This is a genomic window from Arthrobacter pullicola, assembly GCF_014836875.1.
Taxonomy (GTDB): Bacteria; Actinomycetota; Actinomycetes; order Actinomycetales; family Micrococcaceae; genus Arthrobacter_B; species Arthrobacter_B pullicola.
Genome location: NZ_JACSQC010000004.1, coordinates 273,931 through 300,706 on the forward strand (window position 1 = coordinate 273,931; position 26,776 = coordinate 300,706).

A 26,776-nucleotide genomic window follows, 5' to 3' on the forward strand; every position below is an offset into this window, starting at 1 on the left:
CAGGTTCACGAACCCACCGGCTGCCGGAATAAGCTGGAGACATGCCCTCCCCGTCTGTCCCCGCCACCACCCGTGGCGGTCTGCCCATTGAAGTGCGCCGGTCGGCCCGCCGTAAACGCACGGTCAACGCTGTGTTCCGGGATGGAGTGGCGGTGGTATCGATTCCGGCACACTTCACCCGCGCGCAGGAAGCGGATTGGGTCCAGCGAATGGTCGACCGGCTTGAGACCCGCGCAGCCGCAGCTCCGGCGCCCGACCCGGCCAGCGCAGAAAGCGATCTGGCCCGGCGTGCGGCCGAGCTTTCGGACCGTTACCTCGGCGGGGCGGCCAAACCGGTTTCCGTGAGGTGGGTGAGCAACCAGAACTCGCGCTGGGGATCTGCGACGCCGGCGCGCGGCACCATCCGGCTTTCCGACAAGCTGGTTGGCATGCCGTCATGGGTTGTCGACTACGTTCTGCTGCACGAACTGGCCCACTTGATTGAGGCCTCGCATGGACCCCGGTTCTGGCGCCTTCTGGAGTCCTATCCGCAGACCGAAACGGCCAAGGCCTTTCTCTCCGGGGCGGCCTACGCCAGCGCGCGCGGACTCAAGGGCGAAATGTCCGAGGACTAAAACACCCCCGGGCGGTTTACCGCCCGGGGGTGTTTTAGCAGCGCGTTAGGACGCGTTGCCGTCCTTGCCGCTGTCAGGATTCTCCGCATCGGATCCGTCCTCCGGGTTTCCGTCCGGCTGCGGGTCACCGGAGGCTTCCGGCCCGGCGTGCGGCTGGGCTTCGCCGGAGGTTTCCGACTCAGCTTCGGCCGGGGCCTGGGAATCGTCCTCCTGCGTGTCGAACCCTCCCTCGAGCAGCCGCCGCAGGGCTGCATCGACGTCGGAATCCGAGGCGTCGAGGAGCTCGCGGCGCTTGCTGAAGCCCAGCGGGTCATCAAGATCCTTGGAGGTGGGCATCAGGTCGGGGTGTTCCCAGATGGCATCGCGTCCTTCGATCCCGCGTTCCTCGCGCAGCTGCGCCCACAGAACGGCGGCATCGCGCAGGCGGCGGGGCCGCAGTTCCAATCCCACCAGCGAAGCGAAGGTATGCTCCGCGGGGCCGCCGCTGGCCCGCCGCCGCCGGATCATCTCGCGGAGCGCCGCGGCGGAGGGAAGATTGGACGTAGCGGCAGCGGTGACCTCGTCCACCCATCCCTCGACCAGGGCCAGTGCGGTCTCCAGGCGCTCAAGCGCCGCGTCCTGCGCAGGTGTCCGCTCGGGCTGGAAGACGCCGCCGGCAAGGGCTTCCTGGAGGGACTCAGGATTACTCGGGTCGATGTCCCGGGCCACGTCCTCGATCTTGGAAATATCAATGTGGATGCCCCGGGCATAGCTTTCGATGCTGCCGAAGAGATGCCCCGCCAGCCAGGGTGCGTGGGCGAAAAGCCGAGCGTGCGCTGCTTCGCGCACAGCCAGGTAGAGCCGGATTTCAGCTTCGGGAATGTCCAGGCCTTCGCCAAAGGAGGCCACGTTGGCCGGCAGCAGTGCCATGGTTCCCGCGGCCAGCGGAAGGCCCACATCAGTGGAGCTGACAACTTCCTTCGACAGGGCGCCGACAGCCTGGCCGAGCTGGATCCCGAACATTGCGCCGCCCATATTCGCCAGCATGGAGGAGGCTCCGCCCATCATGGACTTCATTTCCTCGGGCATCTGCGTGGAAATGGCGTTGGTCAGCGCTTCAGAAATGCTGACCGCAACGGGCTCGGTGAGGCGCCGCCAGGAATCCATCGTCGCTTCAACCCACTCAGCGCGGGACCACGCCTTGCCGATGGCCGCTGTGGAGGGAAAATCTGTCACCGGGTCCAGCCACATCTGTGCCACGTGCAGGGCCTCACCAACGTCGCGCGCCTGTTGGGCGCTGACAGAGGGATCGGTACCCGTGGCGGCCACACGGCGTGCGTTGTCCTTGGCGAGCTGCCAGTTGACCGGCCCGTCGGACGGGGTGCTGAACATGGCCTGGACCTGCTGGAAGATCATGGCCATGGCATTTGGGTCCGAAGGCAGTCCGGCGGCTTTGGCCAGTTCCTGGGGATCTATGCCTCCGGCCTGCCCGCCGAAGAGACGCGCGAGCATTTCGGACAACGGGTCCTGGGGCGTATCCCCGTGGTCGGAGGGGTTTGAGCTCATGGGTACCACCGGTCCTGTGGAAGTTCTGATGCCTGGACAGCCGGGGGATCACCGGCGGCCTGGGTTTCCACGTTACCGGCAGGCGCCGGGGCCTGTCCTGCATTCCGTGATTCGTTCGCTGTTGGCAAAGGAGCACGTGGGACAATAGCCCGGAGTGCATGCAGCCCGGATCAAACCCGAACAGCAAGCACTGGGCCCCGCTCATGACGAAAACAGCAGCAGCTGCGCCGCGAAGACCACCGGTGCAGGAAAGGAAAGCCGATTGCGCTCCCCGAATGAAGACTTTCCTCCTACTGCCGGCGGTGCGGATGTGCCATCGGCGGAGAGCGGCCCGGATGCTGGACGCCGCCCGTCCCGCGGACAGCGTTCCCCCCGCCGCTTGGCTTTGGTTGTTGCCGGCGGAACAGCGGTTCTCCTCGGCGCGGCCGGGCTGCTGCTGCCCGCTCCGTACGTCGTGGAATCGCCCGGCCCCACCTTCAACACCATCGGCGAAATCCCGTCAGGTCCACTGATCAGCATCGAAGGCCGGGAAACCTATCCGACGGCCGGCGAGCTGGACCTGACCACCGTCTACGTCTCCGGCGGTCCGAACGGGGCGGTCAGCATGGCGGAGGTGCTGGCTGCCTGGATCAGCCCGGCCGACGCCGTCCTTCCCGTTGATTTTGTCTATCCGCCGGGAACCACCAGCGGCGAGGTGAAAGAGGAGAACGCGGCGGCGATGACGTCCTCGCAGGAATCTGCCGTAGCTGCGGCGTTGGCACAGCTGGAGATTCCCTTCACGGAGGAGCTGGCTGTTGCCGGCACCATGGAAGGTGCGCCGGCTGACGGACAGCTGGAAACCGGGGATGTCCTGCTGCGGGTGGACGGCAAACCCGTCGAGGGCATGGACTCGCTGCGCGAAGCACTGAACGAGTCAGAGGGCAATCCTGCCGACATCACCGTCCGCCGGGACGGGGAGGAACAGACCCTGACCATCACCCCCGAGCTTTCGGACTCGGGTGCCTACCAGATGGGCGCCTACCTCAGTATCGACTTCACTTTCCCCTTCGAGGTCAGCATCGCACTGGAGAACGTGGGCGGGGCCTCTGCCGGAACGATGTTCGCCCTGGGGATCATTGACAAGCTCACCCCGGGAGAACTGACAGAGGGCCGGCACTTTGCCGGCACCGGCACGATCGATGCAGCCGGGAACGTCGGACCTATCGGCGGAATAGAACAGAAGATGGTGGGAGCGAAGAGCTCCGGAGCTGAATTCTTCCTGGCGCCGGAGGCCAACTGTGCGGAAGTAGCCGGGAATATCCCCGAGGATCTGGTCGTGGTCAGCGTTGCCACCCTGGGCGACGCGCTCGCAGCCGTCGAGTCCCTTGCCTCCGGCGGCAGCGCCGAGGCCCTGGGCAGCTGCACGGACGGAGCCTAGGAACGTTCGGAGCGGGCGCGAATTACGATCCTAATAAGGTTCGCCTCCGGGGCCGGTATAAGTGGCCGTTCGACGGCGAAACAAGGCAGAATAGGGAACCACGGCAAGAAACGCGCAGCCGTCGGACAGAGGGGTCACGGTTGCTTCGATTCGGAGGCAGCGGAATATCTCCACACGCCGAGCTGCCGCACGTGCCGTGAGCCGACGCCCCGAACGATGAGGAAACTGTGACTTCCGGACCAAATGGCCCATTCTCCCAACCCGGCTCCACCGCCACCAAACGGCGGCGCAGTCCGCTGATAGCGACCCTCATTGTGGTTGCTGTACTGGTGATCGGGTTCGTGTACTTCTCCCAGGTCTACGCTGACGTGCTCTGGTACAACCAGCTCGGTTTCCTCGAAGTGTTCGTCAAGGAAAACCTCACCCGTATCGGATTGTTCGCTGCCGCGTTCCTGATTATGGGCGTCTGCGTTTTCTTCAGCATCCGAGCTGCGTACTCTTCCCGGCCGATCTACGCCCCGGACAGCTCCATGCAGGACAATCTGAACCGGTACCAGGCGCAGCTAGAGCCGGTCCGGAAGCTGCTGATGATCGGCATCCCGGTGGTGGTTGGCGGGTTCGCCGGCACTGCAGCGATGTCGATGTGGGAGCAGACCCTGCTCTTCTTCAACCGCCATGACTTCGGGCAGACTGACCCGGAGTTCAACATGGACTACAGCTTCTACCTCAACACGCTGCCGTTCGTTGGCTTCATCGTCGGGTTCCTGATTTCCGTGGTTGTCATCAGCGGCATCGCGGGCCTGCTCACGCACTATCTTTACGGCGGTATCCGGCTTGAGGAAAAGGGCATCTTCGTCAGCCGGCCGGCACGGATCCACATTGCCGTCATCGCCGCTTCCTTCCTGCTGCTGCAGGCAGTGAACTTCTGGCTGGACCGTTACAACACCCTCCAGAGCACCTCCGGTGCCTGGACCGGTGCCCTGTACACCGACGTGCATGCCGTCATCCCGACGAAGGCCATCCTGGCCGTGGCCTCCGTCATTGTTGCCCTGCTGTTCATCGTCTCGGCCATCATCGGCCGCTGGCGCCTGCCCATCATCGGTACCGCCATGCTGGTCATCACTGCGATCGTCGCTGGGGGCGTCTACCCCTGGATTGTCCAGCGCTACCAGGTCATTCCGTCCGAGCAGACGCTCGAGCGCGAGTACATCCAGCGCAACATCGACCTGACCCGCGAAGCCTACGGGCTCGCTGATACTGAGGTCATCCCGTACGACGCCACTGTCGACGCGAACGCCGGTGCGCTGGCCGCAGACGCCGGAACCACCTCGAACATCCGCCTGCTGGATCCGAACGTCGTCTCTGATGCCTTCGGCCAGCTGCAGCAGTTCCGCCAGTACTACCAGTTCCCGGAAAACCTCAACGTCGACCGTTATGACGTGGAAGGCGATGTCCAGGACACCGTGATCGCGGTGCGCGAACTGAACATCGACGGTGTGCCGGCCGGCTGGGTGAACGAGCATGTCCTCTACACCCACGGTTACGGTGTGGTCGCCGCCCGCGGTTCCACGGTCCAGCCCGACGGCAAGCCGAGCTTCATGGAGTCAGGCATTCCCTCCAGCGGTGTCCTGGGGGACTACGAACCCCGGGTCTACTTCGGCGAATCCTCCCCGGATTACTCCGTGGTGGGTGCTCCCGAGGATGCCGATCCGGTGGAGATCGACCGGCCGCAGACCGGAAACTCGTCTGACGATTCACAGACCACCTTCCGCGGCGACGGCGGCCCCAGCGTTGGCAACATCTTCAACCAGCTGGTCTACGCCATCAAGTTCCAGTCCACGGAACTGCTGCTCTCCGACTTCGTCAACGAAGATTCGCAGATCCTGTACGACCGGGACCCGCGCGAACGTGTGGAAAAGGTTGCCCCGTACCTGACCGTGGACGGAAATGCCTACCCGGCCGTTGTTGACGGGCGCGTGAAGTGGATCGTGGATGGTTACACCACCAGCAGCAACTTCCCGTACTCCACGCAGCAGGAACTTGCCTCGGCGACCACTGACTCGCTGACCGGCGGCGCTTCGGCTGCCCTCCCGGCGGACCGGGTCAACTACATCCGTAATGCCGTCAAGGCTACGGTGGATGCCTACGACGGGTCTGTCACCCTGTACGCCTGGGATGATGAGGATCCGCTGCTGCAGGCCTGGCAGGACGTCTTCCCGTCCACGCTCAAGCCGTACAGCGAAATGTCCGCTGACCTCATGGCACACGTGCGGTACCCGGAGGACCAGTTCAAGGTCCAGCGCGAACTGCTCGGCCGCTACCACGTCACCGACGCCCAGTCCTTCTACCAGAACGACGACGCCTGGTCCGTTCCGTCCGACCCGACCCGGACGAACTCCGACGTCAAACAGCCGCCGTACTACCTGTCCCTGCAGATGCCGGGCCAGGAAAAGGCCGCCTTCTCACTGACGACGCCGTTCATTCCGTTCGTCGCGGCGAACGGGGAGGCGCGGAACGTGCTCTACGGCTTCCTCGCCGCCGACGCCGATGCCGGCACCGGCACTGCGGGGGAGAAGGCCGACAGCTACGGCACGCTGAGGCTGCTGGAACTGCCGACTGATACCGCCGTGCCCGGCCCCGGCCAGGCGCAAAACCGGTTCAACTCGGACCCGACGGTGTCCAACGCGCTTAACCTGCTCCGCCAGGGTGCTTCTGAAGTCATCAACGGCAACCTGCTCAGCCTTCCTGTCGGCGGCGGCATGCTCTACGTGCAGCCGGTCTACGTGCAGTCCTCGGGTGCTTCCTCCTATCCGACCCTGCAGCGTGTGCTGGTGAACTTCGGCGAGAAGGTCGGATTTGCGCCCACGCTCGACGAGGCGCTGAACCAGGTGTTCGGCGGCGATTCCGGCGCCGTCACCGGTGATCAGGAGAACGTCGGCAACACGCCGGATACCGGAACCGAGGTGCCTGGTGAAACCACGGCCCAGGCAGACCTGTCGACGGCGCTGGCTGATGCCGGCGCTGCCATCCAGGAAGGCCAGGATGCCCTGGCCAGCGGCGACTTCGCCGCCTACGGTGCAGCCCAGGACAAGCTGAATGCGGCTATCCAGCGTGCCATCGCAGCGGAGGAAAAGATCGCCGGTGGTGCCGCCGCCGGTGCTGCCCAGGAAGACAGCAGCGGTGGAGAGGGCTCCGGCGAGTAGCTGATTTGCGGCTCAACCCCGCGGCCGGTAGAGTAGATACCACGCCGCGGGGTGGAGCAGTTCGGTAGCTCGCTGGGCTCATAACCCAGAGGTCGCAAGTTCAAATCTTGCCCCCGCAACCAAGAAAATCCCCGTCCGGGTTCCGGACGGGGATTTTGTCTTTCCGGGCAAGGAACCAGCGTCCAGACAGGGGCAGGCCGCCGCACCGGATTGCCGGGCAGGGGGAAGCGCAGCGGACCTGCGGCCGTTAGAATCTCTGCATGAATGCCCGCCGCAGCGGCCGGCCGCGCAGCAGGTCCCGGGACAGCCCGGAGGCAGACCCCGACCGCGGCGAGAGCGCACTGCAGAAACTGGACCGCAATTGGACGGACCTGCTGCAGGAGCTGCGCGTCCTGTAGACCGGAATCCAGATTCTTACCGGGTTCCTCCTGACGTTGCCCTTCCAGCAGCGCTTCACCACGCTCACGCCCCTCCAGACCGGGCTGTACCTCGCGCTGGTCGCTTTATCCGTGCTGGTGACGGCGGTGCTGATGTCCACAGTTGTTATGCACCGATCGTTCTTTCAGCGCCGGATCAAGAACGACCTGGTACGGAACAGCGACCTGCTCCTGCGCTGGACGCTCATACTGGTTGGCCTGATCCTCATCGGGACCGTGGGCCTGGTTTTCGACATCGTGCTTGGTGGCTGGGCAGCGGCTGTGTCGGCCGCCGCTGCCGCCTTGGTCCTGGCCGGGTTGTGGCTTGTGCTGCCCCTGACCAGCCGCAGCCGTGCCCTGCGGCGTGGACAACCGGAAGACCCGCGGGATTCGCCGGCACCGGAGTAGCCCTTCCACAAAAGCAGCAGGCTGGCTCCCACGGGGGGAGCCGGCCTGCTGTCGGGATTCCCGAGCGGTCAGTTCTGTTCGATCGCTGACTGATTGGCTGACTGGTTGGAGGCAGAAGCCTTGAGGGCTGCCAGGCGGGCTTCGACCTCGGTCTGTTCGCCCAGGTCCTCGAGGGACTCGAACTGGGCGTCCAGGCTGGAAGCAGCGAGCTCGTTGGCGCCGCGGACCTTGGCCTCTTCGCGGCGGATCTTCTCTTCGAACCGGCCGACCTCGGAAGTGGGATCCATGACATCGATGCTCTTGATGGCATCGTGCATCTGGTTCTGCGCGGCAGCGTTCCGGGCGCGGGCGATCAGCTCGTTGCGCTTGGACTGCAGCTGCTGGAGCTTGTCCTTCATCTGGGTCAGGCCGGTCTTGAGCCGCTCGACGATTTCCTCCTGGGAAGCGATCGTCGGCTCGGCACCGCGGGCCTCGCTTTCAGCAGCCATCTGGCGCTGGATAGCGACCTTTGCGAGGTTGTCGAACTTCTCGGCGTCCACGGCGTTGCCGCCGGCGCGGAACTCGTCCGCCTTGCGGGACGCTGCGAGGGCCTTGTTGCCCCAGTTGCGGGCGTTCTCCAGATCCTCGTTGTAGTCGTCCTGGAGCATCCGCAGGTTGCCGATGGTCTGCGCGACGGCGCTTTCGGCCTCGGCAATGTTGTTGCTGTAATCGCGGACCATCTGGTCAAGCATCTTCTGGGGGTCTTCCGCCTGGTCCAGGAGGGCGTTGATATTGGCCTTGGCCAGTGTGGCGATCCGTCCGAAAATTGACTGCTTTACCATCTGTCTGCCTTTCAAAGTGCTGGGGTTGTGAGTGGTTGTGCTGTTTCCAGCCTGTCAAAAACGTTGGCCGTACCCTAGAACTACCGCCCTAGAAGTTGCCGCCCGAAGAACCGAAGCCGCCTCCACCGCCGCCGAAGCCGCCGCCGCCGCCGAAGCCGCCGAATCCGCCGCCGCCCCAGCCGCCGCCTCCGCCGTGGGAGCCTCCGCGCAGGATCGAGTCGATGAGGATGCCGCCCAGGATGGCTCCGCCAAGCCCGCTGCCACCGCCGCGGCCGCCGTACATTCCGCCGCCGCCTCCGCCCCAGCCGCCCATTCCGCCGAACCCATCCACGTCCTGCCGGGCCATTTCGGAGGCCTGCGCGGCCAGCGCATTGGCCTGCTGGGCGTAGGCGAGGGCGCTGACCGGGTCAGAGGACTGTACGGCGATGGCCTGCTGCAGGTTGCGTTCCGCTTCGGCCAGCCGGGTCCTGGCCTCACTGCCGACTCCGCCGCGGCGGGCCCGGATGTAGTCGGAGGTCCCGGCGATCTGGGCCTGGGCTGACATGATCGTGTGCTGCAGGGCGTCGCGGGCCCGGCGTTCCTGTTCCTGCCGGTCGCGCAGGCCCTCCAGCGCAGCATCAAGCTGGGCATTGGAGGACTCAAGCCGGCCGAGCAGGTCCACCGGGTCGTACTTGCCGCGCCTGGCGCTTTCAACGGCGTCCAGGGCCTGTTCGACGCCGGCAATCGGGCCGGCCAGCGCGCTCTGGGCGCCGCTCTGGGCAAAGGCCCGTGCCTGGGCCAGGTCCTGCCGGGCGTCGGCTACGGCACGGTCAAGTTCGGAGGCCGCGGTATCAAGCCCCGCCCCGGTCCGGTCAATCGCATCTATGAGGACGTTCGCCTGATGGAGGCTTTCCTCCGCAGCCCGCACGGCGAGCACTGCTGCGGAGGTATCTCCGGTGCGCAGCTTCTCCTCCGCGGTCCCGGCAGCGTTGTCCACGAAGGCCAGCCGTTCGGCCGCCTGTTCAATGTTGTCCCGCACCTGGACCAGGGCCGATTCGCTGTACCGGGTTGTGAGGCCGTCGAGAGCCGCCTGCGCCGAATCCAGGCGGGCTGCGGCTGCCCGTGCGGAATCCTGCGCCGAAGCGAGGGCGCTCGGGGCGTTCTTTTCAAGTTCGCGCAGCGCGTCGAAGTCTTCCTTGTGCGCCTGGAGTGACTCGTTGACGGCTTCGCAGCGGCGGATGATGTCCTTGAGCCAGGTGCGCTGCTGCTCCTCGGTATCGGGGATTTCATCGTCGAGCTGCTGCTGCATCTTGAAGGATTCACCCATGTGCGCACGGGCTACGGCGAGGTCGTCTGTGAAAGTTGACACCGCGTCGTCCCCGTACTGGGCCGCAGCGAAGGCAAGTTCCTGCTCGCTGGACTTGATGGCGTCGTCCGCCGCGATCAGCAGGCTCCCGGCCCGCTTCCGCAGCTCTTCCACGCTCATGGCGTCCAGCGGGTCCTTCGGGGCAGCGTCCTGTACCGTGATGGCGCCGCGCTTCCGTGAGCGGCTGCGGACCAGGCCGAAGACTGCGAAAGCTCCGACGAGTACAACACCGGCAACAATGAAAGCGGGCAGCAGGCTGCCGCCGCCGGAGGAGATTTCACCGCTGCCGCCTCCCGCAATGTCTTCCAGGGACTTGGCTGCGTTGACAGCGGAAGCAGCCCATTGCTCGGAGCTGATGTCCTGCACCCCCAGCAGCGGTTCCGTCGCCGCCTCAAGCATGGCGTTGCGTTTGTCCTGCGTAAGCACCGACTGGTCTCCGGTGGAGACCTCCAGCTTGCGTTCGACGGTTGCGATGCTCAGCAGGGCTTCTTTGGACCCCATGCCTTTTTCGGTCACGACGTCCTCAGCCCAGGCACTGGCATTCGAGGGGTCAGTGAAGCTGTCCACATACACGACGTACAGGGTGTAGCCGCTGCTGCGCTGGACGTCGGTGATCGCCTGCTGGACCTCGCCGGTGCTCCCGCCCAGCGAATCGTTGGTATCCACCAGGTACTGGCCGGGGGGAATGCTCACGGGAGGGTCCGCATGGGCCACTGACGGAGAGAACACCGCCAGCGCACTCAGAGCCAGCACGGCCGCAAACCGCTTCGTCCTCAACCGCATAAAAGATCCCTTGTGTGTTTGAACTTGTCTGTCTTTAAAACCGTGTCTGGTGGTCTTGCTGGGCCTGAAGCTCATGCCGGTGGTCTGCAGGGCGGATATTGCATTGATTCTATGGGTGGCCCGTGCGCCCGTCCACCACGAAACCGTATCCCATGAAGCTGGACTCGGCCCCGGAGATCCCACGGTTGACTAGGGGAGACGACGGCGGACCACCCGAACGGCGGCCCCACCGCCGTTCGGGTAACTCCCAGCAACCATCCAGACTTCTCCAGCCTGCATCACAGACTCCCCTGTCATAGTGGATGGGTCGATACTTGTGGGTAAACCGAATTTTCGAAAGGACGGCCCATATGACTGAGCACTATGGGGGCAGCGAAGGACCGCAGCGGCCACTGCCTCCCCGTCCGCCGGCCCCGCCGTCTTCCAGCGTCCCTGACGGGGACGCGCAGGAGCCTGCGGCGACGGAAACCACCCGGCTCCCCGCCGGCGGCGCTCATCCGGTATCCGGAGACAGCGGCGGGCAGCCCGCCTGGACGGCTCATCAGCGCCCTGGCGGCATCCCTGCCCAGGCTGCGTCCCAGCCGGGCACATTCGGAACTCCAGCCCCCGGCCCGCAGGACGGGTACGGCACCCCCTACCCGCCGGCTTCCCAGGGGAACACCTATTACGGAGGCGGCCACGGGAACGCAGACCAGGCGCCTTCCGGAACAGGCGGGCGCCGTTACGGCACCGGGACCCTGATTACCGCCATGCTGGTAGCCGGCCTCCTCGGCGGCGGGGTAGCAGTCGCAGCTGACGCGGTACTGGACGGCGGCAGTAACACTGCCGCGGGAACAACGGGCCAGTCGCAGACCGTGGTGGTCAACGACCACGAGAGCGTGAACGCCGTGACGGCCGCGGCGGTGAAGGCATCGCCCAGCGTGGTGACCATCGAGGTCTCCGGTTCGGGAAGCTCCGGCAGCGGCTCGGGGATCATCCTGGACGATGAGGGGCACATCCTGACCAACACCCATGTGGTCACACTTGGCGGAACGGTTGCGAGTCCCTCAATCGAGGTGCAGACCGAAGACGGACGCGTTCTCACCGCGACTGTGGTCGGCACCGACCCGCTCTCCGATCTTGCCGTCATCAAGGTGGACGCTCCGGACCTGACTCCGGCTTCGCTCGGGGATTCGGGGAACCTGAACGTCGGGGACACCGTCATCGCCATCGGCGCACCGCTGGGACTCGCCGGAACGGTCACCGACGGCATTGTCTCGACACTGAACCGGACCATCAGCGTCCAGTCCTCCGCGGCGCCGGAGTCTGACACCGATGCCGCGCCGGACGACGGCAACGGGTTCCGCTTCGCTCCGCCGGACGGTTCGTCGCAGAACCAGAGCTCGGCGTCGTCGTCGATCTACTTGAACGTCATCCAGACGGACGCTGCCATCAACCATGGCAACTCCGGCGGAGCGCTGGTGAACTCGGACGGTGAAGTCATTGGCGTGAACGTTGCAATTGCCTCCGCCTCCAGCACCAGCTCCGGCGAGGACAGCGGAAACATCGGCGTCGGCTTCGCAGTTCCGGCCAGTTATGCGAAACGGGTTGCTGAGGAGATCATCGACAATGGAACCGCCAGCCACGGATTCCTGGGTGTTTCGGTGACTCCGGCCACCGGGTCGGGTTCATCCTCCTTCACTATCGGTGCCGCGATCGCGGACAATCCTGCGAGCGGGACACCGGCAGCCAAGGCGGGGCTGCAGAAGGGCGACATCGTGACATCAGTGAACGGCATTCCGATCACGGATGCACAGTCACTGACCGCGGCCATCCGGATGCAGGCCGCCGGCAGCAAGGTCAGCATTGACTACGTCCGCAACGGCCAGACCGAGACAACCGAGACCACCCTGGGAGATTCGGCCAGCCAATAGCAGCACGGCCCGCACCCCGGCGTACGACGCCGGCACAATGCAAGCGGTTCCGGCCCGCCTGGAGATGAACCCGCTCCAGCCGGGCCGGCGTGCTGTCCCGGCCAGGTGTGGCCAGGGCAGTGACACCCGGGCCCGGGAACGATCAGTGACAGGTGCGTACCCGGGGCGGCAGGCCCGCCCGCGGCCTTCCGCATTCGAGCCCGGCGGCCGCGTGTGATTAGCTTTAATCTGTCGCCGCCGACGCGCGGGGGAATGCCGGAATCCGACCGGCGGAATCGTCCTACAGGAAAGGCCGGAATGCAGGAGTCAGCCAACAGGCCGCTGAACATCGTCGTTTTGGTTAAACACGTCCCGGACACCCAGTTTGATCGTCAGCTGGCTGGCCCGGACCACACGCTTGACCGTTCCGAGAGCATCCTCTCCGAGCTGGACGAATACGCACTCGAAGCCGCGCTGCAGCTGGCCGAGGCACGCGGCGGGGAAAAGGGCGGCAACACCGTTACCGCCGTTGCTATGGGGCCGGCCGCCGCAGTCAACGCGGTGAAGAAATCCCTCCAGATCGGCGCCTACAAGGGAGTGCACCTGCTCGATGACGCACTCGCCGGGTCCGATGCCGCCGGCACCTCGCTGGCCCTGGCCGCCGTCGTGCGCCACCTGAACAACACCCAGGGACCGGTTGACCTGGTGCTCACCGGAATGGCATCCACGGACGGCGAAACATCGCTGGTCCCGGCGCAGCTCGCCGAACGGCTGTCCTATGCCCAGCTGACGTTCGCTGCGGAACTGGAGACGGTGGATACTCCGTCCGGCCCGGTCCTGCGCGCACGGAGGGACGGTGACTCCTACTCCGAGGTGATCGAGGCGCCGCTGCCGGCCGTGGTTTCGGTGACGGACCAGGCTAATGAGCCCCGCTATCCGAACTTCCGCGGAATCATGGCGGCGAAGAAGAAGCCGGTGGCTGTGCTCTCGCTCCAGGACATTGGCGTGGACGCATCCCAGGTTGGTCTGGCCGGGGCGTGGACATCGGTGGCCGCTTCGGCACCGCGGCCCGCCCGCGGGCAGGGCACCATCATCAGCGATGACGGCGACGCCGGCATCAAGTTAGTGGACTACCTCGCTTCGCAGAAACTCATCTAGCACCTCCCACCAGGCGCTGCCGCGCCCGCACCCCAAGGAGAGCGCCCCATGGGCTCCGTATTGGTCTTCATCGACGTTCCGTCGCTGCCGCTGCCGCGCGCAGCGCGCGAACTGCTGGCAATCGCCGCTTCGATCGGCGAGCCGGTGGTCGCATCCCCGCGGCCACTGTCCGGCGAAATTGCCGCCGAGCTGGGCCGGCACGGTGCCCGCGCCCTGTACGAACCCGCGCGGCCGCTGCCGGATGTGCTGATTGCTGCCAAGGCGGCATTCCTCGCCGAAGCGGTCAAGGCCGCCGGTCCCGCCGCCGTGCTGCTGGGTAATTCCTTTGAGGACCGTGAGGTCGCGGCACGGGTGGGCATCAAGCTTGGCTCCGGGGTCATTACCGACGCCGTCGCGGTGGCGCCGGACCTCTCGGTCACCAAATCCGTGCTGGCCGGGTCCTTCACTTCCACCTGCCGCGTTGAGACCGGAGTCCCGATCATCACCGTCAAGGCAAACTCCGTTGAACCGGTGGAGGCAGGCGGCGGCGCCGATCCTGAGCGGAGCTTCGTGACCGTGCCGGAGACCGGACCCGCAGCGACCGTGACGGAACGTTCAGAGAAGCGCGTGAGCGGACGTCCGGAGCTGTCCGAAGCCCGTGTCATCGTGGCTGGCGGACGCGGGGTGGACGGCGATTTCGGGCCGCTCGAGGAGCTCGCCGATCTGCTCGGAGGAGCTGTCGGAGCCTCCCGTGCAGCCACGGACGCCGGCTGGATTGAGCACTCGGCGCAGGTGGGCCAGACCGGTAAGACCGTGTCCCCCCAGCTCTACATCTCCGCCGGGATTTCCGGGGCGATCCAGCAGAAGGCCGGAATGCAGACGGCGAAGGTCATTGTGGCCATCAACAAGGATTCCGACGCACCGGTTTTCGAGATCGCTGACTTTGGCGTGGTCGGGGACCTGTTCTCCGTCCTGCCGCAGGCGGCCGCGGAAATCCGGCGGCGCCGCGCGTGAGCGCATTTCCTGCCGGCACACCGGTCAAACGGGTCCTCGCCTTCGCCGCCCACCCGGATGACATCGATTTCGGCGCGGCGGGAACGCTGGCCACATGGGCCGCCGAAGGCGCCGAGGTGTCCTACTGCGTGATGACCGACGGCGATGCCGGCGGTTTTGAGCCCGGGGACCGTTCCGGCGTGAGCGCCTTGCGGAGCGGTGAGCAGCGTGCCGCTGCGGACATCGTTGGGGCGGGCCAGCTTCATTTCCTCGGCGAGCGTGACGGCTTCCTTGCGGTGAATCACGAACTGATTGGCCGCGTTGTCGAGCTGATCCGCCGGGTCCGTCCCGACGTCGTGCTGTCAATGCATCCGGAACGGAACTGGGACAGGATCCAGGCCAGTCATCCGGACCACCTGGCGTGCGGCGAAATTGTGACGCGGGCGGTCTACCCGGCTGCGGAGAACCCGTTCGCCTACCCTGAGCTCGAATCCGCCGGACTGCAGGCGTACAAGGTGCCGTGGCTCTGGTTCTACGGGGCTCCACGGGAACGGGAAAACCACGCCGTGGACATCAGCGCTGAACTGGACCGGAAGCTCGCTGCCATCCGGGTGCACGCAAGCCAGCATCCGGACATCGAGGGCATGGATGCCTCCGTCCGCGGTTTCCTGCAGGAAAACGCCCGGCGGCATGGACTGCCTGCGGGCAGCAGTGCCGAGGTCTTCCACGTGGTGGGCGTGAACACACCCGCCACGATCGCGGGCTTCTAGGCGCCCGCCCCGCTCCCAGGACCTACGGTTTCTGCGCCGTCACAATAAGCGTGTCTGCGTTCAGTGTGTATTCCGGGCCAAGCTCAGCCAGGAAGCCGTCCCGAACCCGCCGCAGGGCCTCCGCGTCCCGGGGCAGCAGCAGCCGCAGGGCACTGCCCAGCACCAGGGACCAGGCCAGCTCCGGACTCAGCTGCACCGGGACGGGGGTGTGGACCGCCTTCACCTGTTCAAGTCCCAGAGCCTCCAGCCAGGCGGTGGCCTTCTCCGGAGTGTTGATGCGCAGCATGTTCTCCCGGGCCGCGGCGGTCGGGACTTCGATTTCTCCGCCTTCTGCGGCGCAGTGCCGGAAGAGGGTACTGGAGAACTCCGTCAGCGAACCGTCTGCCCAGGTGCTCAGGGCAAGCCGGCCGCTGCTGCGAAGCAGGGAGGCCAGATGACGGACACCGGCGTCCATGTCGGGAAGGAAAAAGACGGCATAGCCGCAGAGCACGGCGTCGTACTGCGTCCCGGGCTGCCAGTCCATGACGTCTGCCTGGTGGAAGGCGACATTCTCCAGGGACAGGGTTTCGGCCTTGGAACCTGCCACCGCGAGCAGGTCCGCGGAAATGTCCACCCCGTCGACTATCGCGTCGGGCCCGGCGCTCTGCGCTGCCGGAATCGTGATCGCGCCGCCGCCGCAGCACGCATCGAGGACGTTGTCCCCAAGCCGTACGTCCGCTGCCGCCACCAGCGCATTACCCATGGGGTTCCATAGGGACGGAGCCAGGCGCTCGAAGTCCGCGGCACCGGAATCAAAGGTCGGTGCTAAGGGGTGCTGCTCGGGCATGGAGTCTCCTTCGGCTAGAGCTGGGCTCCTGCGAAGCCGTGCTGGCGCCAGGCTTCGTAGACGGCAATGGAGGCGGAATTCGCCAGGTTCAGTGAACGCAGGGGAGGCAGCATGGGCAGCCGGACCCTGGCAGTAACGTGCGGGTCGTTCTTGACCTCCGGCGGCAAGCCGACGGATTCCCGGCCGAAGAGCAGGACGTCGCCGGGCTGGTAAGCGATGTCGGTGTAGCTGGTTTCGCCGTCAGAGGTAAAAGCGAACACCCGCTCCGGGGAAAGCGCTTTCCACGCCGCGTCGAGGTCCGGATGGACGTGAAGCACGGCAAGGTCGTGGTAGTCGAGTCCGGCGCGGCGCAGCTTGGAATCATCGAGGTCGAAGCCCAGCGGCTCCACCAGATGCAGTTCGGCGCCGGTGATTGCGGCCAGCCGAATGGCGTTGCCGGTGTTGCCCGGAATTTCAGGGGTATGGAAGAGGATGCGGAACACCTCTTTATCCTATGCCCGGCCGCCTACTGCGCGGACGCATCGATCAGGGCGCCAAGCACAGGGAGCAGCACGGTGTTCGGGCCGGGCCCGGTGCTGAAGAACCGCCGCAGGTCCCGGGCCAGGGTTCCCGGGTTCACAACGTCCATCGGAGCGGAATCGGGCAGGTTGGGCGGCGAATCAATGATGGGCTCGAAGGGATTGCGGTTGGGGCTGTGCAGGACCAGCCGGCCGCAGACGTTCAGCTCCGGAAACCTGTCCTGCAGCGTGCGCACGGCGTCCGCGAGCCGCAGGGAGCCGACGGTGTGGCCGCGGTGCCGCAGCGAGGTACCGTCCCAGTAGTAGCCGCCGGGGGAGGACATCAGGGAATCGATAACGGCCATCCGGTAGCCGCCCAGGAGGACATGGCCGATTTCGAGGGTTCCGCCGCGCGGCCCGGAGTCCGGGATCCGCAGGTTGTTGACCAGCCGGCCGGCTGGATAGTCCGGGAGCAGCGACTCCGACAGCAGCCCAATGGTGAGGTTCTCGGCGTCGAACCGTGAGCCGGCGGAGGAACCAAGACGTTTGAACAGTCCCGGCCGTTCCGGTTGTCCGGTCACCTGGCGGCCAAGCTGGGCCAGCGGAATGACGGGCGGGCGCTGCGGACTGAAATCGGGTTCAAAAACAGGCGGCCTGCCAAAGTCCGGGTGCGCGGCCGGACGGCCGGAACCGGGAGGGCGGCCCGGTGGCGCCGTTCGCAGGGGAGAAGCTCCCGCTGGCTTTCCCGCGGTTCCGGCCCGGCCCAGCCGCAGATCATAGGCGGCCCGCTGTTCAGCGTTGGACAGCACCTGGTAGGCCTCGGACACCTGATGGAAGCGCTCGCTGCTTCCGCCATGGTCGGGATGGGTCTGGCGGGCGGCACGGCGGTAGGCAGACCTGATCTCATCGGCGGTGGCCGACGGCGTGACACCCAAGACCTCATACAGCGTTTGGGCTGGGGGAGTCACTGCTGTTCCTTTCGGTAGCGCTGCCGGGCACTGGTGCGCCGGAGCGGCACGGCCCGCACGGAGACCCGTACTGCTTCGGAACACCGCAGGCGCCGGCGGGGCCGCTGGCCGTGGAAAATAATTCTAGCCGCGGGGAGGCCCCCGGCGGAGCACCCGGGCCGCGGGAAAACTCCCCGCCCGGCCTGCAGCGGCAGGCCTGCCGTCTGGACCGCGGGCCGGGTGTTGCTTGCCGGAGGCGGACGCGCGGCAGCCCACCCGCTAGAATTGATGAGTGCCCGTGTACCTTGACCACGCGGCGACCACGCCGATTTCGGCTTCGGCCCTCGCCGCACTCACCAGTGAACTGAGCCGCAGCGGCAACCCCTCTTCGCTGCACGGCTCCGGCCGGCGTGCCCGGATGGTGGTGGAAGATTCCCGGGAAACCCTGGCCGCCGCCCTCGGCTGCCACCCCTCGGAAGTCATTTTCACCTCCGGCGGCACCGAGGCGGATAACCTCGCCGTCAAGGGGCTGTACTGGAGCCGGCGCAGCGCTGACCCCGGCCGCACCCGGATCCTCTGCTCACCGGTGGAGCACCCTGCCGTGCTGGACACCGTCGAATGGCTCGAAAAGCACGAAGGCGCCACCGCCGTTTGGCTCCCGGTCGACGCCGACGGCCTGGTTTCCCTGGACGCAGTCCGGAACGAATTGGAACAGCATGCGGACACCACCGCGCTGCTGACAGTCATGTGGGCGAACAACGAGGTCGGTACGCTGCAGGACATACCCGCTCTGACTGCCCTGGCGCATTCCTATGGTGTTCCGGTCCATTCCGACGCCGTGCAGGCCTTCGGCGCCGTCCCCGTGAACTTCCGGGAAGCCGGCCTGGACACCATGGCCGTCAGCGGCCATAAGATCGGCGGGCCCGTTGGAGTCGGCGCCCTGGTGGTGGGCCGGGCCGTGAAACTGACTCCCGTCCTGCACGGCGGCGGGCAGGAACGCGACATCCGCTCCGGCACGCTGGACAAGCCCGGCATCGCCGCGTTTGCTGCGGCAGCCCGTGAAGTGACGGAGAATCTCCCGGAGGAAAGCGCCCGCCTGCGCACGCTGCGCAACCATCTGATCGCCGCCGTCGAACGGGTGGTCCCGGACGCCGTCCTGCGCGGGCCGCGCGACGACGAGGAGGGTACGCGCCGCCTTCCCGGCAATGCGCATTTCACCTTCCCGGGCTGTGAGGGTGACTCGCTGCTTTTCCTCCTGGATCTGGCGGGCGTGGAGTCATCCACCGGCTCGGCCTGCACCGCCGGGGTTCCCCGGCCCTCGCACGTGCTGCTGGCCATGGGACTCAGCGAAGCGGAAGCGCGCGGCGCCCAGCGGTTCAGCCTGGGGCATACATCCACGGCCGATGACGTTGACGCATTAATAGACGCCCTGCCCGAAGCCTATGAACGGGCCAAAAAGGCCGGCATGGCGGGCAGCGAAAGCAGCATACGAACAGCAGGGACAGGTTTTTCTTCATGAAGGTTTTGGCAGCAATGAGCGGCGGAGTCGACTCCGCTGTGGCCGCAGCACGGGCAGTCGACGCCGGGCACGACGTCGTCGGGGTCCATTTGGCGCTCTCCCGGATGCCCGGGACACTGCGCACCGGCAGCCGTGGCTGCTGCACCATCGAGGACTCCCGCGATGCGTGGCGGGCCTGCGACATCCTGGGCATTCCCTACTACGTCTGGGACTTCTCGGAGCGGTTCAAAGAAGACGTGGTGGATGATTTCGTGGCGGAGTACGCCGCCGGCCGCACCCCGAACCCGTGCATGCGCTGCAACGAACGGATCAAGTTCGCCGCGCTGCTGGAAAAGGCGCTGGCGCTGGGTTTCGACGCGGTCTGCACCGGACACTACGCCAAGGTGATTACCGACGCCGACGGCAACCCGGAACTGCACCGCGCAGCTGACTGGGCGAAGGACCAGTCCTACGTGCTCGGCGTGCTCACCCACGAACAGCTCAAGCACGCCATGTTCCCGCTCGCGGACACCCCCTCCAAGGCAGAGGTCCGCGCCGAGGCCGAACGCCGGGGCCTCTCCGTGGCCAACAAGCCGGACAGCCACGACATCTGCTTCATTCCCGACGGCGACACCCGCGGCTGGCTCGAAGAGCGCATCGACATGTCCGAGGGCGAGATCGTCGATCCCACCGGTGAGACGCTCGGCACGCATCCCGGGGCAAACGCCTTTACCGTGGGCCAGCGCAAGGGGCTGAAGCTCGGCCGCCCGGCGGCCGACGGCAAGCCCCGCTTCGTGCTGGAAATCCGGCCCAAGGAAAACAAGGTCATCGTCGGCCCGGAGAAGCTCCTGGACATCGACCAGATGCGCGGCATCAAGGTCTCCTGGGCCGGCCTGCCCATCCGCGAAGTGGAAACCGGCGAGGTCTTCGAATGCACCGCGCAGGTCCGGGCGCACGGTGATCCCGTTCCGGCGACTGCATGGATGGAGACTGGTGACGGCGGCCGCAGCGAACTTGTGGTACGCCTGAATGAGCCGATGCGCGGTGTCGCCCCCGGCCAGACCGTCGTGATTTACCAGGGCACCCGCGTGCTGGGGCAGGCGACCATCGACTCCGCCCGGTCGCTGGAATGGGACCCCGCAGCCGTCTCCTAGGGCACTGATGACCCCAGGCAGGACGCGTAACCTGGAAACCTGCCCTGCCAACAGGCCCCTAAACTGGAGGCATGAGTGAAAAGTCCGCCGACGAATTTGACCCCGGGGCCAGCTCCCTTTCCGGGAAGGTAGCCGATGAGGTGATGGCCGAACTGCTTGCCATGCGCAGCAGCATCGACAACATCGATGCCACTCTGGTCTATCTGCTGGCGGAGCGTTTCAAGGCTACCCAGCGCGTGGGCCACCTGAAGGCCGAGCACCGCCTGCCGCCTGCCGACCCGGGCCGGGAAGTGGCCCAGATCGCCCGGCTTCGGCGGCTGGCCGAGGATGCGCACCTGGATCCAGCCTTCGCGGAGAAGTTCCTGAACTTCATCATCAGCGAGGTCATCCGGCACCACCAGGCCATCTCCGAGACCCGCAACGGCGGAAGCAATGCAGCGGGAGCCTGAACCGGACAGCGCTGCCGGGACTGCAGGCGCGGACGCCGGTCCGTCGGGCGTCACTGCCACCGGGCCCGGCGGCTGGCCGGGCACTGACCCCGCAGAGGCCGCCAGGATCATCCGCGGGGAACTGGGGGACCCGCATCTGCCGTTCCTGGTGGAACTGCCGCAGCGGGGCATCGGAGCCGACCCGGTGGGACGGACCGCCGGGCTGCTGGTGGAGCTGCCGGTGGACCTGCAGCCGCACGGCTGGCGGCTGGTTGACCGTCCCGGCATCGATCAGCGCCGGGCTGTTTCGCTGCTCTCCCGCGATATCAATGCCCTCGCCGACGTCATCGGTGAGGAAGAAGACCCCGGACGGAGCCTGGCAGTCTCGCTGCAGGGGCCCCTTTCGCTGGCTGCCGGCCTGCACCTCCACAACGGTGAACGCGCCCTGACAGACGCCGGCGCCCGCCGGGAGATTGCCGAATCACTGGCGGCCGGAGCAGCTGGCTTCGTGCACCGGGTCAAGGAGGTCGCCCGCGGCGCATCCATCGTGGTCCAGCTGGATGAACCCCACCTGGACAAGGTCCTGGGCGGGCGGATCCCCACGGCCAGCGGCTACCGGACCCTGCGTTCGGTCCCGGCCCAGGAAGCCTCACTGATGTGGACAATGGTCCGGGAGTCCCTGACTGCGGCCGGTGCCTCCGACGTGATCCTCCGCCTGCCGTCCGCCGGACACGGGCAGGCAAAATCCGGACTGGATCTGGCCTTGGGCTCCGGTGCCCACGGTGTGGCCCTCCCGCTGCGCGGGCTGCGTGACCGGGACTGGGAAGGCATCGCGGAAGCTGTCGAGGCTGGGAAGCAGGTGTGGCTTGGAGTGCTTCCGCTGCCCGCGGGCGGGGAGGAACCGCGCCAGGTCACTGCACTGGTGGAGGACATTACCCGGCCCTGGACCCGGGTCGGGCTGCCGCTGCGGGACCTGCCCGCGCTCCATATCACTCCCGACGGCGCTCTTTCTGACCTGGCACCCGGCCCGGCCCGCCGGGTACTGGCGCGGCTGACCCAGACTGCCTCGGCGCTGGACCAGCTGGCAGCGGAGGGCTAGGACCGCAGCCTCCGGAAGTCCGGGTTAGAGCCGCCGCTCCCACTTCTCCGGCCGGGCGTCCGGCGGCAGCCCGCCGTCGTAATCCCGGTAGGCGTAGGTGAAGCTCCCGTCATAGACGAAGACCGTGCCGAGCTGCCGCTGCCGGACCAGCGTGCGGATCCGGAACCGTCCGGTTTCCCCGTCCCACCACTGTTCGGCATGGGCGTCAGCGCCGGCCAAAACCGGAACCGGCACGCGCAGACGGCCCAGGAACAGGCGGGTATGCGGGGAGTGCATGTGCAGCCTGCCGTCCCCGGACACAGAGAGCTCCAGATCGGTGGCAAGATTCCGGCGCCGGCCGACGTAGTCAGTGAGCCCGGCCGGGGAGGTCAGGGACGTGGTGTCCTCGAAGACGCGCTCGGCGTGGTCGAACCGGAAGCGCCGCACGGCGGTCAGCGATGACCGGCCGAACGGGTCCAGATGCGCGAAGTTGCGGATCGTGAAGGGAACATCGCGGCCGTAGTCGGGGAAGAACGCGTTCCGAACCGGTATGGCAGCCAACGCGGGGCGGAGCGCCGGCCGGGGACATCCTGCGATCTCGAAGGAACCAGTCCCGATGCCGTAGCGCCCCTGCTCCGGGGAGAGCGAAAAATAGTCCTGCAGTTCAGGCTGCAGCCGGCCGAAATCGGCGCCCAGAACCCGCTGGTAGAGGGACCCGTCAGTCATGGCTCCACCCTACGCCGCTAGAGCCTCCCGGACGCCTTGAGCCGGATATACATGTCCGCAAGTTTCGGCGGCAGTTCATACGGTGTCTCATCCACTACCTCGGCTCCCATCGACTTCAGCTGTGCGGTGACCGCGGAGCGGTCCAGCAGCGCCCGTTCGGCGGCCGCGGCCCGGAAAACATCCGCGGCGGTGCCGCGTTCGGAGCGCAGCTCGTCCAGTGCGGGGTCCCGTACCGACGCAATGACGACGACGTGTTTGGCCAGCAGGGAGGGCAGGACGGGCAGCAGGCCTTCCTCCACGGCCCCGGCGTCCAGCGAGGTAACGAGCACCACCAGGGAGCGGCGGGAAGATACGGACTGGACGACGCCGGGAAGGAGGGAGAAGTCCGCTTCGATCAGTTCCGGTTCCAGCGGAGCCATGGCGCTGGCCAGGCGTGGAAGGAGGTTTCCTTTCGCCGCCGAAGCCACCCGGGCACGCACCCGCCGGTCAAAGGCGATGAAATCGACCCGGTCTCCGCCGCCGTGCGCCAGCATTCCCAGCAACAGGGAGGCTTCGATACCGGTGTCGAGCCGCGGTTCGTCCAGAATGCGGGCTGCGGATGTCCGGGCGGTGTCCAGGCAGAGAATGACCCTGCGGTCCCGTTCCGGGCGCCAGGTGCGCACCACCGTCTCCTGCCGTCTCGCCGTCGCACGCCAGTCGATGGACCGGACATCGTCGCCGCGGACGTAATCGCGCAGGGAATCGAATTCCGTTCCGGCTCCGCGCAGCTGGACGGAAGCGTTTCCATCCAGCTCGCGCAGCCGGCGCAGTTTCGCGGGCAGGTGGCGTTTGGAACGGAAGGGGGGCAGAACGCGGAGTGAGCCCGGATACGGGATGGTCCGCTGCCTGGCAGCGATGCCCAAGGGGCCGAAGGACCGGAGGGTGACATGGGCGGTGCGCAGCTCCCCGCGCCGTTCGGGCCGCAGCGTTCCTGGAGCGAGCCGGGCCTCACCCGGCGGAACAGTGATCCGGCGCGCGGGGTTCCGCTGGCCTGCTGACGGCTGCCAGGCATCGCGAAGCAGCGCGTGCAGGGTTCTGCCTGAGTCGTTCCGGACCACAACCGGGGCGGGGATGCCCTCGCCAAACCGGGCGGTGTTAGGCAGCTGCCGTTCAAAGCGGATACGCAGCGGCGGGGCGGCAAGAGCCAGGTCCAGGGCTGCGGCTGCGGCGAGCAGCCCCAGCCAGAGCAGGATGGTTTGAGTCCCGGGGAACAGGACAACCGCGGCGGCGCCCATCGCAGCGAGAATAACGAGGCGGCCTGAGACAGCCATCGCTGTCTACCGGGGGACCGGGACGGTGGCGAGGATGCTTCCCAGGACGTCATCCACGCTGACCCCGTCCATCTGGGCTTCCGGCCGCAGCGCCACCCGGTGGCGCAGTGCAGGAAGGGTGAGCGCCTTGACATCGTCGGGCGTGATGAAGTTCCGCCCGGACAGCCAGGCCCACGCCCTGGCAGTGTTCAGCAGTGCAGTGGCACCGCGCGGTGAAACACCGAGCTGGAAGGAAGGCGCGGACCGGGTAGCACGGACCAGATCGACGATGTAGCCCAGGACTTCCGGGGACACCTCCACCCGTGCCACCGCGCTCCGGGCCTGGTGCAGGTCCGCTTCGCCGGCCACGGGACGGACGCCGGCAGCGGCCAGGTTCCGGGGATCGAAGCCGTCCCCGTGCCGGCGGATGACTTCGATTTCCTCCTCCCGGCCGGGCAGGTCCAGGGTCAGCTTGAGCAGGAACCGGTCCAGCTGGGCTTCCGGCAGCGGATACGTGCCCTCGTACTCCACCGGGTTCTGCGTCGCGGCGACAATGAACGGATCCGGCAGGGGACGGGACACGCCGTCCACCGAAACCTGGTGTTCCTCCATCGCTTCGAGAAGCGATGCCTGGGTTTTCGGCGGGGTGCGGTTGATTTCGTCAGCCAGCAGGATGTTGGTGAAGACCGGACCTTCGCGGAAGCTGAACTCCGACGTGCGGCCGTCATAGATCAGGGAACCGGTGACGTCACCGGGCATCAGGTCGGGCGTGAACTGGACCCGCTTGGTGTCCAGGGACAAGGCGGCCGCCAGGGTCCGGACCAGCAGCGTCTTCGCCACCCCGGGAACACCCTCCAGGAGCACATGGCCCCGGGCCAGCAGGGCGATGATCAGGCCTGTCACTGCTGCGTCCTGGCCGACAACGGCTTTGGCGACCTCCTGCCGGACACTGTGCAGTGCGCGGCGGGCATTTTCCCCCTGTTCTGCCAGGTCACTGCCGGTGTGAACGGCGCCGGACGGCGCAGGATAGTGCTGGGTCATGATGCGGTTATCTCTTCCTCTAGGTCCAGCAGATCCTGAGACCAGTTCACCAGGGCGCTGTCGTTTGCAGGTACGTATCGGTTGAGCAGGTAATCCAGTTCGGCCGTGGGCCGCCCGGTGGCGCGCGCTGCAGCTTCCACGACGGCGCCCGCCGCAGTTCCGGCGCCAAGCCGCAGCCGGGCGGCCAGCCGGGTGAGCGTGGCTGCCCGCAGGTTGGCTGCAGCCCGGTCCAGTGCCTTGCCGTCCTGATAAAGCCGCGCCCTGCCTTCAGCGGTTTCCGCGGCCCGGACCACTACGGGCATGGGTTCCAGGGCAAGCGGTCCCAGCCGTCGGCCGCGCCACAAAGCAGCGAGTGCAGCGACCACCAGCACCCAGGCCAGCAGCGGATTTACCCAGTCAGGGAGCAGCGAGAGGGGATCAACGGGAGCTGCGCCGGCCGGGATGTCGGCGGGGACCGGAAGGTACCAGACCAGCGTGCCGGTGCTGCCGAGCGTCTGCAGGGCCAGGGCGGCATTCCCGCCCCCGGTGATGCCCTCATTGGTCAGCAGCCCCGTGAAGCCGAGGACCGTGTCCGTACCATCTGCGGACGCAGCGTAGAGTCCTGCCGGCCGACCGTCACCGGTGACCGGGAAACAGGTAACCGGACCGCGGTAGGCCAGGCCGCCCGGGGTAACACTTCCGGCGGCCTGGGCGGCAGGATCCGCGCAGCCGGCCGGAAGCGCGGCATTGCTGTCCAGGACGTCCTGGGGAATCAGGCCGGCCTGGGCGATGTCCGGAGCGAGCTGCGCCAGCTGCGCGAATGTCGGTTCCACCAGGACCGTTTTCGCTGCTGCGGTCCCCAGTTCGGCGAGCTGGCCGCGGTCCAGGTATTCGTTGGGATCAAAGAGCAGGAGCGTCGCGTCACCGGCCTGAAGTCCGGCCAGGGCGGCGGCATGGTCATCGGCCACAACGACGTCGACTCCCTGGTCCTGCAGGACGCGGACCAGGGCCTGGGCGCCGGAGGGAGCGGGGTTTTCGGCAGATAGTGCACCCTGGTTGCCGCCCGAAGCGGTGAGAAGCCCGAGCGTGACGGTGGCAGCAAGAACCAGCGCCAGGATGATCCAGAGCCGCCAGGCGCGGAGCCTGGCGCGCAGGCCGCCCGGGGTGGCAGCGGGGAGCGATTCCGCTGTCGGACCGGCGCTTGCCGGTTCTTCCAATCCCTGCGGTCCACCGGCTTCTTGAACCGGCGTTCCCGTTGGTGCGGGGTCCAGCGGAGTTCCGTTCATTTCGGCACCGCAAGGTACGGCTGCGCCTGCCCGGCACCGGCCGTCGGCTGGCTCTGCAGGAGAAGAAGGTCCAGCTGCTGCGCCCGGGCGGCATCTGCGGCATTGGCACGCCCGCGGCCGTAGCGGACCTCGTCAAAGCGGCCGCTGAGCCAGAGGATGGTTCCGGCTGCCGACGGAAAGACAGCGCTGAGTCCGGCACCTGCTTCGCGGGCGGTCCGTCCGGGCCGGCGGTCCAGAATGACCCGTTCTTCCGCCGTCCGGAGGATGGCCCGCAGACGTTCCGCCAGCGCTGTATCCCAGTCTCCGTTCGCGGCGGCCGTGTCGGCCAGACGGCGGTGGGATGCAGCGTCCTGCTCGGCTGCGCTCTCCTCGAACAACCCCGGACGGTGGCGCCGGGCGTTAAGGCGCGGCCGGATCACCAGGACCGCCAAAACGATTACCAGCAGGGCGCCGAGTCCCAGGAGGAGCACTCCGGGCGTGGCTCCGATCCCCTGGATACTGGAGAGAACCTCCCCGAACCATTCCAGGACGGTCCTGAGCAGCTGTTCTGCGAGCCCGGGCTGTGCCTCACGGTATTCCGCCCGGGAAAGTTCCGTTTCAAGCCAGCCGCGGGCTTCCTCGGGGCCAGGAGCCACGGGCACTTCGGAACGCAGCACCGTATCGGCCGCCGTCAACACGGTCAC

At 66.9% G+C, this 26,776-nt stretch carries 24 protein-coding genes and 1 tRNA gene; 14 read left to right on the plus strand and 11 right to left on the minus strand.

Annotation, left to right across the window (positions count from 1 at the left end; translation table 11 throughout):
* The first annotated feature begins 41 nt into the window (after positions 1-41).
* On the plus strand, positions 42-614 hold the full coding sequence (locus tag H9638_RS10135) for a M48 metallopeptidase family protein (protein WP_191747057.1): 573 nt from the start codon (positions 42-44) through the stop codon (positions 612-614).
* A gap of 45 nt (positions 615-659) precedes the next feature.
* On the opposite strand, the gene H9638_RS10140 is transcribed toward H9638_RS10135, so the two are convergent.
* On the minus strand, positions 660-2,159 hold the full coding sequence (locus H9638_RS10140) for a zinc-dependent metalloprotease (protein WP_191747058.1): 1,500 nt from the start codon (positions 2,157-2,159) through the stop codon (positions 660-662).
* 262 nt (positions 2,160-2,421) lie between these two features.
* On the opposite strand from H9638_RS10140, the gene H9638_RS10145 reads away from it, so the two are divergent.
* The 5 genes from H9638_RS10145 to H9638_RS10160 all read left to right on the plus strand — a co-directional run bounded on the left by H9638_RS10145 (position 2,422) and on the right by H9638_RS10160 (position 7,603).
* Complete coding sequence (locus H9638_RS10145; protein ID WP_225217259.1) at positions 2,422-3,576, plus strand: YlbL family protein; 1,155 nt, start codon at positions 2,422-2,424, stop codon at positions 3,574-3,576.
* A 227-nt stretch (positions 3,577-3,803) separates the two neighbouring features.
* Positions 3,804-6,779, plus strand: a complete 2,976-nt coding sequence (locus H9638_RS10150) for a UPF0182 family membrane protein (protein WP_404799658.1) — start codon at positions 3,804-3,806, stop codon at positions 6,777-6,779.
* A gap of 45 nt (positions 6,780-6,824) precedes the next feature.
* A tRNA-Met gene (locus H9638_RS10155) sits at positions 6,825-6,901 on the plus strand.
* 138 nt (positions 6,902-7,039) lie between these two features.
* Complete coding sequence (locus H9638_RS16855) at positions 7,040-7,177, plus strand: DUF6328 family protein (RefSeq protein WP_225217260.1); 138 nt, start codon at positions 7,040-7,042, stop codon at positions 7,175-7,177.
* 12 nt (positions 7,178-7,189) lie between these two features.
* On the plus strand, positions 7,190-7,603 hold the full coding sequence (locus tag H9638_RS10160; RefSeq protein WP_318241856.1) for a DUF6328 family protein: 414 nt from the start codon (positions 7,190-7,192) through the stop codon (positions 7,601-7,603).
* Between the two features lie 68 nt (positions 7,604-7,671).
* Here the strand turns inward: H9638_RS10160 and H9638_RS10165 are convergent, their stop codons facing one another.
* Together H9638_RS10165 and H9638_RS10170 are read right to left on the minus strand one after the other, a co-directional pair.
* Positions 7,672-8,424 carry a PspA/IM30 family protein gene (locus H9638_RS10165; protein ID WP_191747059.1) on the minus strand — a complete coding sequence of 251 codons (753 nt, stop codon included), beginning with the start codon at positions 8,422-8,424 and terminating at the stop codon, positions 7,672-7,674.
* 88 nt (positions 8,425-8,512) lie between these two features.
* Positions 8,513-10,462 (minus strand): TPM domain-containing protein, encoded by a 1,950-nt coding sequence (locus tag H9638_RS10170; RefSeq protein ID WP_318241848.1) that lies wholly within the window; start codon positions 10,460-10,462, stop codon positions 8,513-8,515.
* A 440-nt stretch (positions 10,463-10,902) separates the two neighbouring features.
* Between H9638_RS10170 and H9638_RS10175 the strand changes: the two genes are divergently transcribed.
* From H9638_RS10175 to H9638_RS10190, 4 genes are all read left to right on the plus strand, one after another.
* Positions 10,903-12,465: a S1C family serine protease gene (locus tag H9638_RS10175; protein WP_191747061.1), complete on the plus strand. Its 1,563-nt coding sequence runs from the start codon at positions 10,903-10,905 to the stop codon at positions 12,463-12,465.
* 297 nt (positions 12,466-12,762) lie between these two features.
* A complete protein-coding gene (locus tag H9638_RS10180; RefSeq protein ID WP_191747062.1) occupies positions 12,763-13,602 on the plus strand; it encodes an electron transfer flavoprotein subunit beta/FixA family protein in 840 nt (279 codons plus the stop codon).
* 48 nt (positions 13,603-13,650) lie between these two features.
* The gene (locus H9638_RS10185) at positions 13,651-14,595 is read left to right on the plus strand and encodes an electron transfer flavoprotein subunit alpha/FixB family protein (RefSeq protein WP_191747063.1); all 945 of its coding nucleotides are present in this window, start codon (positions 13,651-13,653) and stop codon (positions 14,593-14,595) included.
* Complete coding sequence (locus H9638_RS10190; RefSeq protein ID WP_191747064.1) at positions 14,592-15,344, plus strand: PIG-L deacetylase family protein; 753 nt, start codon at positions 14,592-14,594, stop codon at positions 15,342-15,344. Before H9638_RS10185 ends, H9638_RS10190 begins: the two co-directional genes overlap by 4 nt.
* 22 nt (positions 15,345-15,366) lie before the next feature.
* Here H9638_RS10190 and H9638_RS10195 read toward each other — a convergent pair whose 3' ends face one another.
* Genes H9638_RS10195 through H9638_RS10205 form a run of 3 tightly spaced genes read right to left on the minus strand, consistent with a single transcriptional unit; the run spans position 15,367 to position 17,635 of the window.
* A complete protein-coding gene (locus tag H9638_RS10195) occupies positions 15,367-16,170 on the minus strand; it encodes a class I SAM-dependent methyltransferase (protein ID WP_191747065.1) in 804 nt (267 codons plus the stop codon).
* A gap of 14 nt (positions 16,171-16,184) precedes the next feature.
* Positions 16,185-16,652, minus strand: a complete 468-nt coding sequence (locus tag H9638_RS10200) for a tRNA (cytidine(34)-2'-O)-methyltransferase (RefSeq protein ID WP_191747066.1) — start codon at positions 16,650-16,652, stop codon at positions 16,185-16,187.
* 23 nt (positions 16,653-16,675) lie between these two features.
* Complete coding sequence (locus tag H9638_RS10205) at positions 16,676-17,635, minus strand: J domain-containing protein (protein WP_191747067.1); 960 nt, start codon at positions 17,633-17,635, stop codon at positions 16,676-16,678.
* 271 nt (positions 17,636-17,906) lie between these two features.
* On the opposite strand from H9638_RS10205, the gene H9638_RS10210 reads away from it, so the two are divergent.
* From H9638_RS10210 to H9638_RS10225, 4 genes are all read left to right on the plus strand, one after another.
* A complete protein-coding gene (locus H9638_RS10210; RefSeq protein WP_191747068.1) occupies positions 17,907-19,133 on the plus strand; it encodes a cysteine desulfurase family protein in 1,227 nt (408 codons plus the stop codon).
* On the plus strand, positions 19,130-20,266 hold the full coding sequence (gene mnmA / locus H9638_RS10215; RefSeq protein WP_191747069.1) for a tRNA 2-thiouridine(34) synthase MnmA: 1,137 nt from the start codon (positions 19,130-19,132) through the stop codon (positions 20,264-20,266). Before H9638_RS10210 ends, mnmA begins: the two co-directional genes overlap by 4 nt.
* A 71-nt stretch (positions 20,267-20,337) precedes the next feature.
* Positions 20,338-20,715, plus strand: coding sequence for a chorismate mutase (locus tag H9638_RS10220; protein WP_191747070.1), 378 nt, complete (start codon positions 20,338-20,340; stop codon positions 20,713-20,715).
* A complete protein-coding gene (locus H9638_RS10225) occupies positions 20,699-21,793 on the plus strand; it encodes a uroporphyrinogen decarboxylase/cobalamine-independent methonine synthase family protein (protein WP_191747071.1) in 1,095 nt (364 codons plus the stop codon). Before H9638_RS10220 ends, H9638_RS10225 begins: the two co-directional genes overlap by 17 nt.
* A gap of 24 nt (positions 21,794-21,817) precedes the next feature.
* Here H9638_RS10225 and H9638_RS10230 read toward each other — a convergent pair whose 3' ends face one another.
* From H9638_RS10230 to H9638_RS10250, 5 genes are read right to left on the minus strand one after another with little or no spacing between them, the layout of a single operon-like run.
* Positions 21,818-22,498, minus strand: coding sequence for a DUF4166 domain-containing protein (locus H9638_RS10230; protein WP_191747072.1), 681 nt, complete (start codon positions 22,496-22,498; stop codon positions 21,818-21,820).
* A gap of 17 nt (positions 22,499-22,515) precedes the next feature.
* Positions 22,516-23,808 carry a DUF58 domain-containing protein gene (locus tag H9638_RS10235; RefSeq protein WP_191747073.1) on the minus strand — a complete coding sequence of 431 codons (1,293 nt, stop codon included), beginning with the start codon at positions 23,806-23,808 and terminating at the stop codon, positions 22,516-22,518.
* A 6-nt stretch (positions 23,809-23,814) separates the two neighbouring features.
* On the minus strand, positions 23,815-24,828 hold the full coding sequence (locus tag H9638_RS10240) for an AAA family ATPase (RefSeq protein WP_191747074.1): 1,014 nt from the start codon (positions 24,826-24,828) through the stop codon (positions 23,815-23,817).
* Positions 24,825-26,093, minus strand: a complete 1,269-nt coding sequence (locus H9638_RS10245) for a DUF4350 domain-containing protein (RefSeq protein WP_191747075.1) — start codon at positions 26,091-26,093, stop codon at positions 24,825-24,827. The genes H9638_RS10240 and H9638_RS10245 overlap by 4 nt, the downstream gene beginning before the upstream one ends.
* On the minus strand, positions 26,090-26,776 hold the full coding sequence (locus H9638_RS10250; protein ID WP_191747076.1) for a DUF4129 domain-containing protein: 687 nt from the start codon (positions 26,774-26,776) through the stop codon (positions 26,090-26,092). Before H9638_RS10250 ends, H9638_RS10245 begins: the two co-directional genes overlap by 4 nt.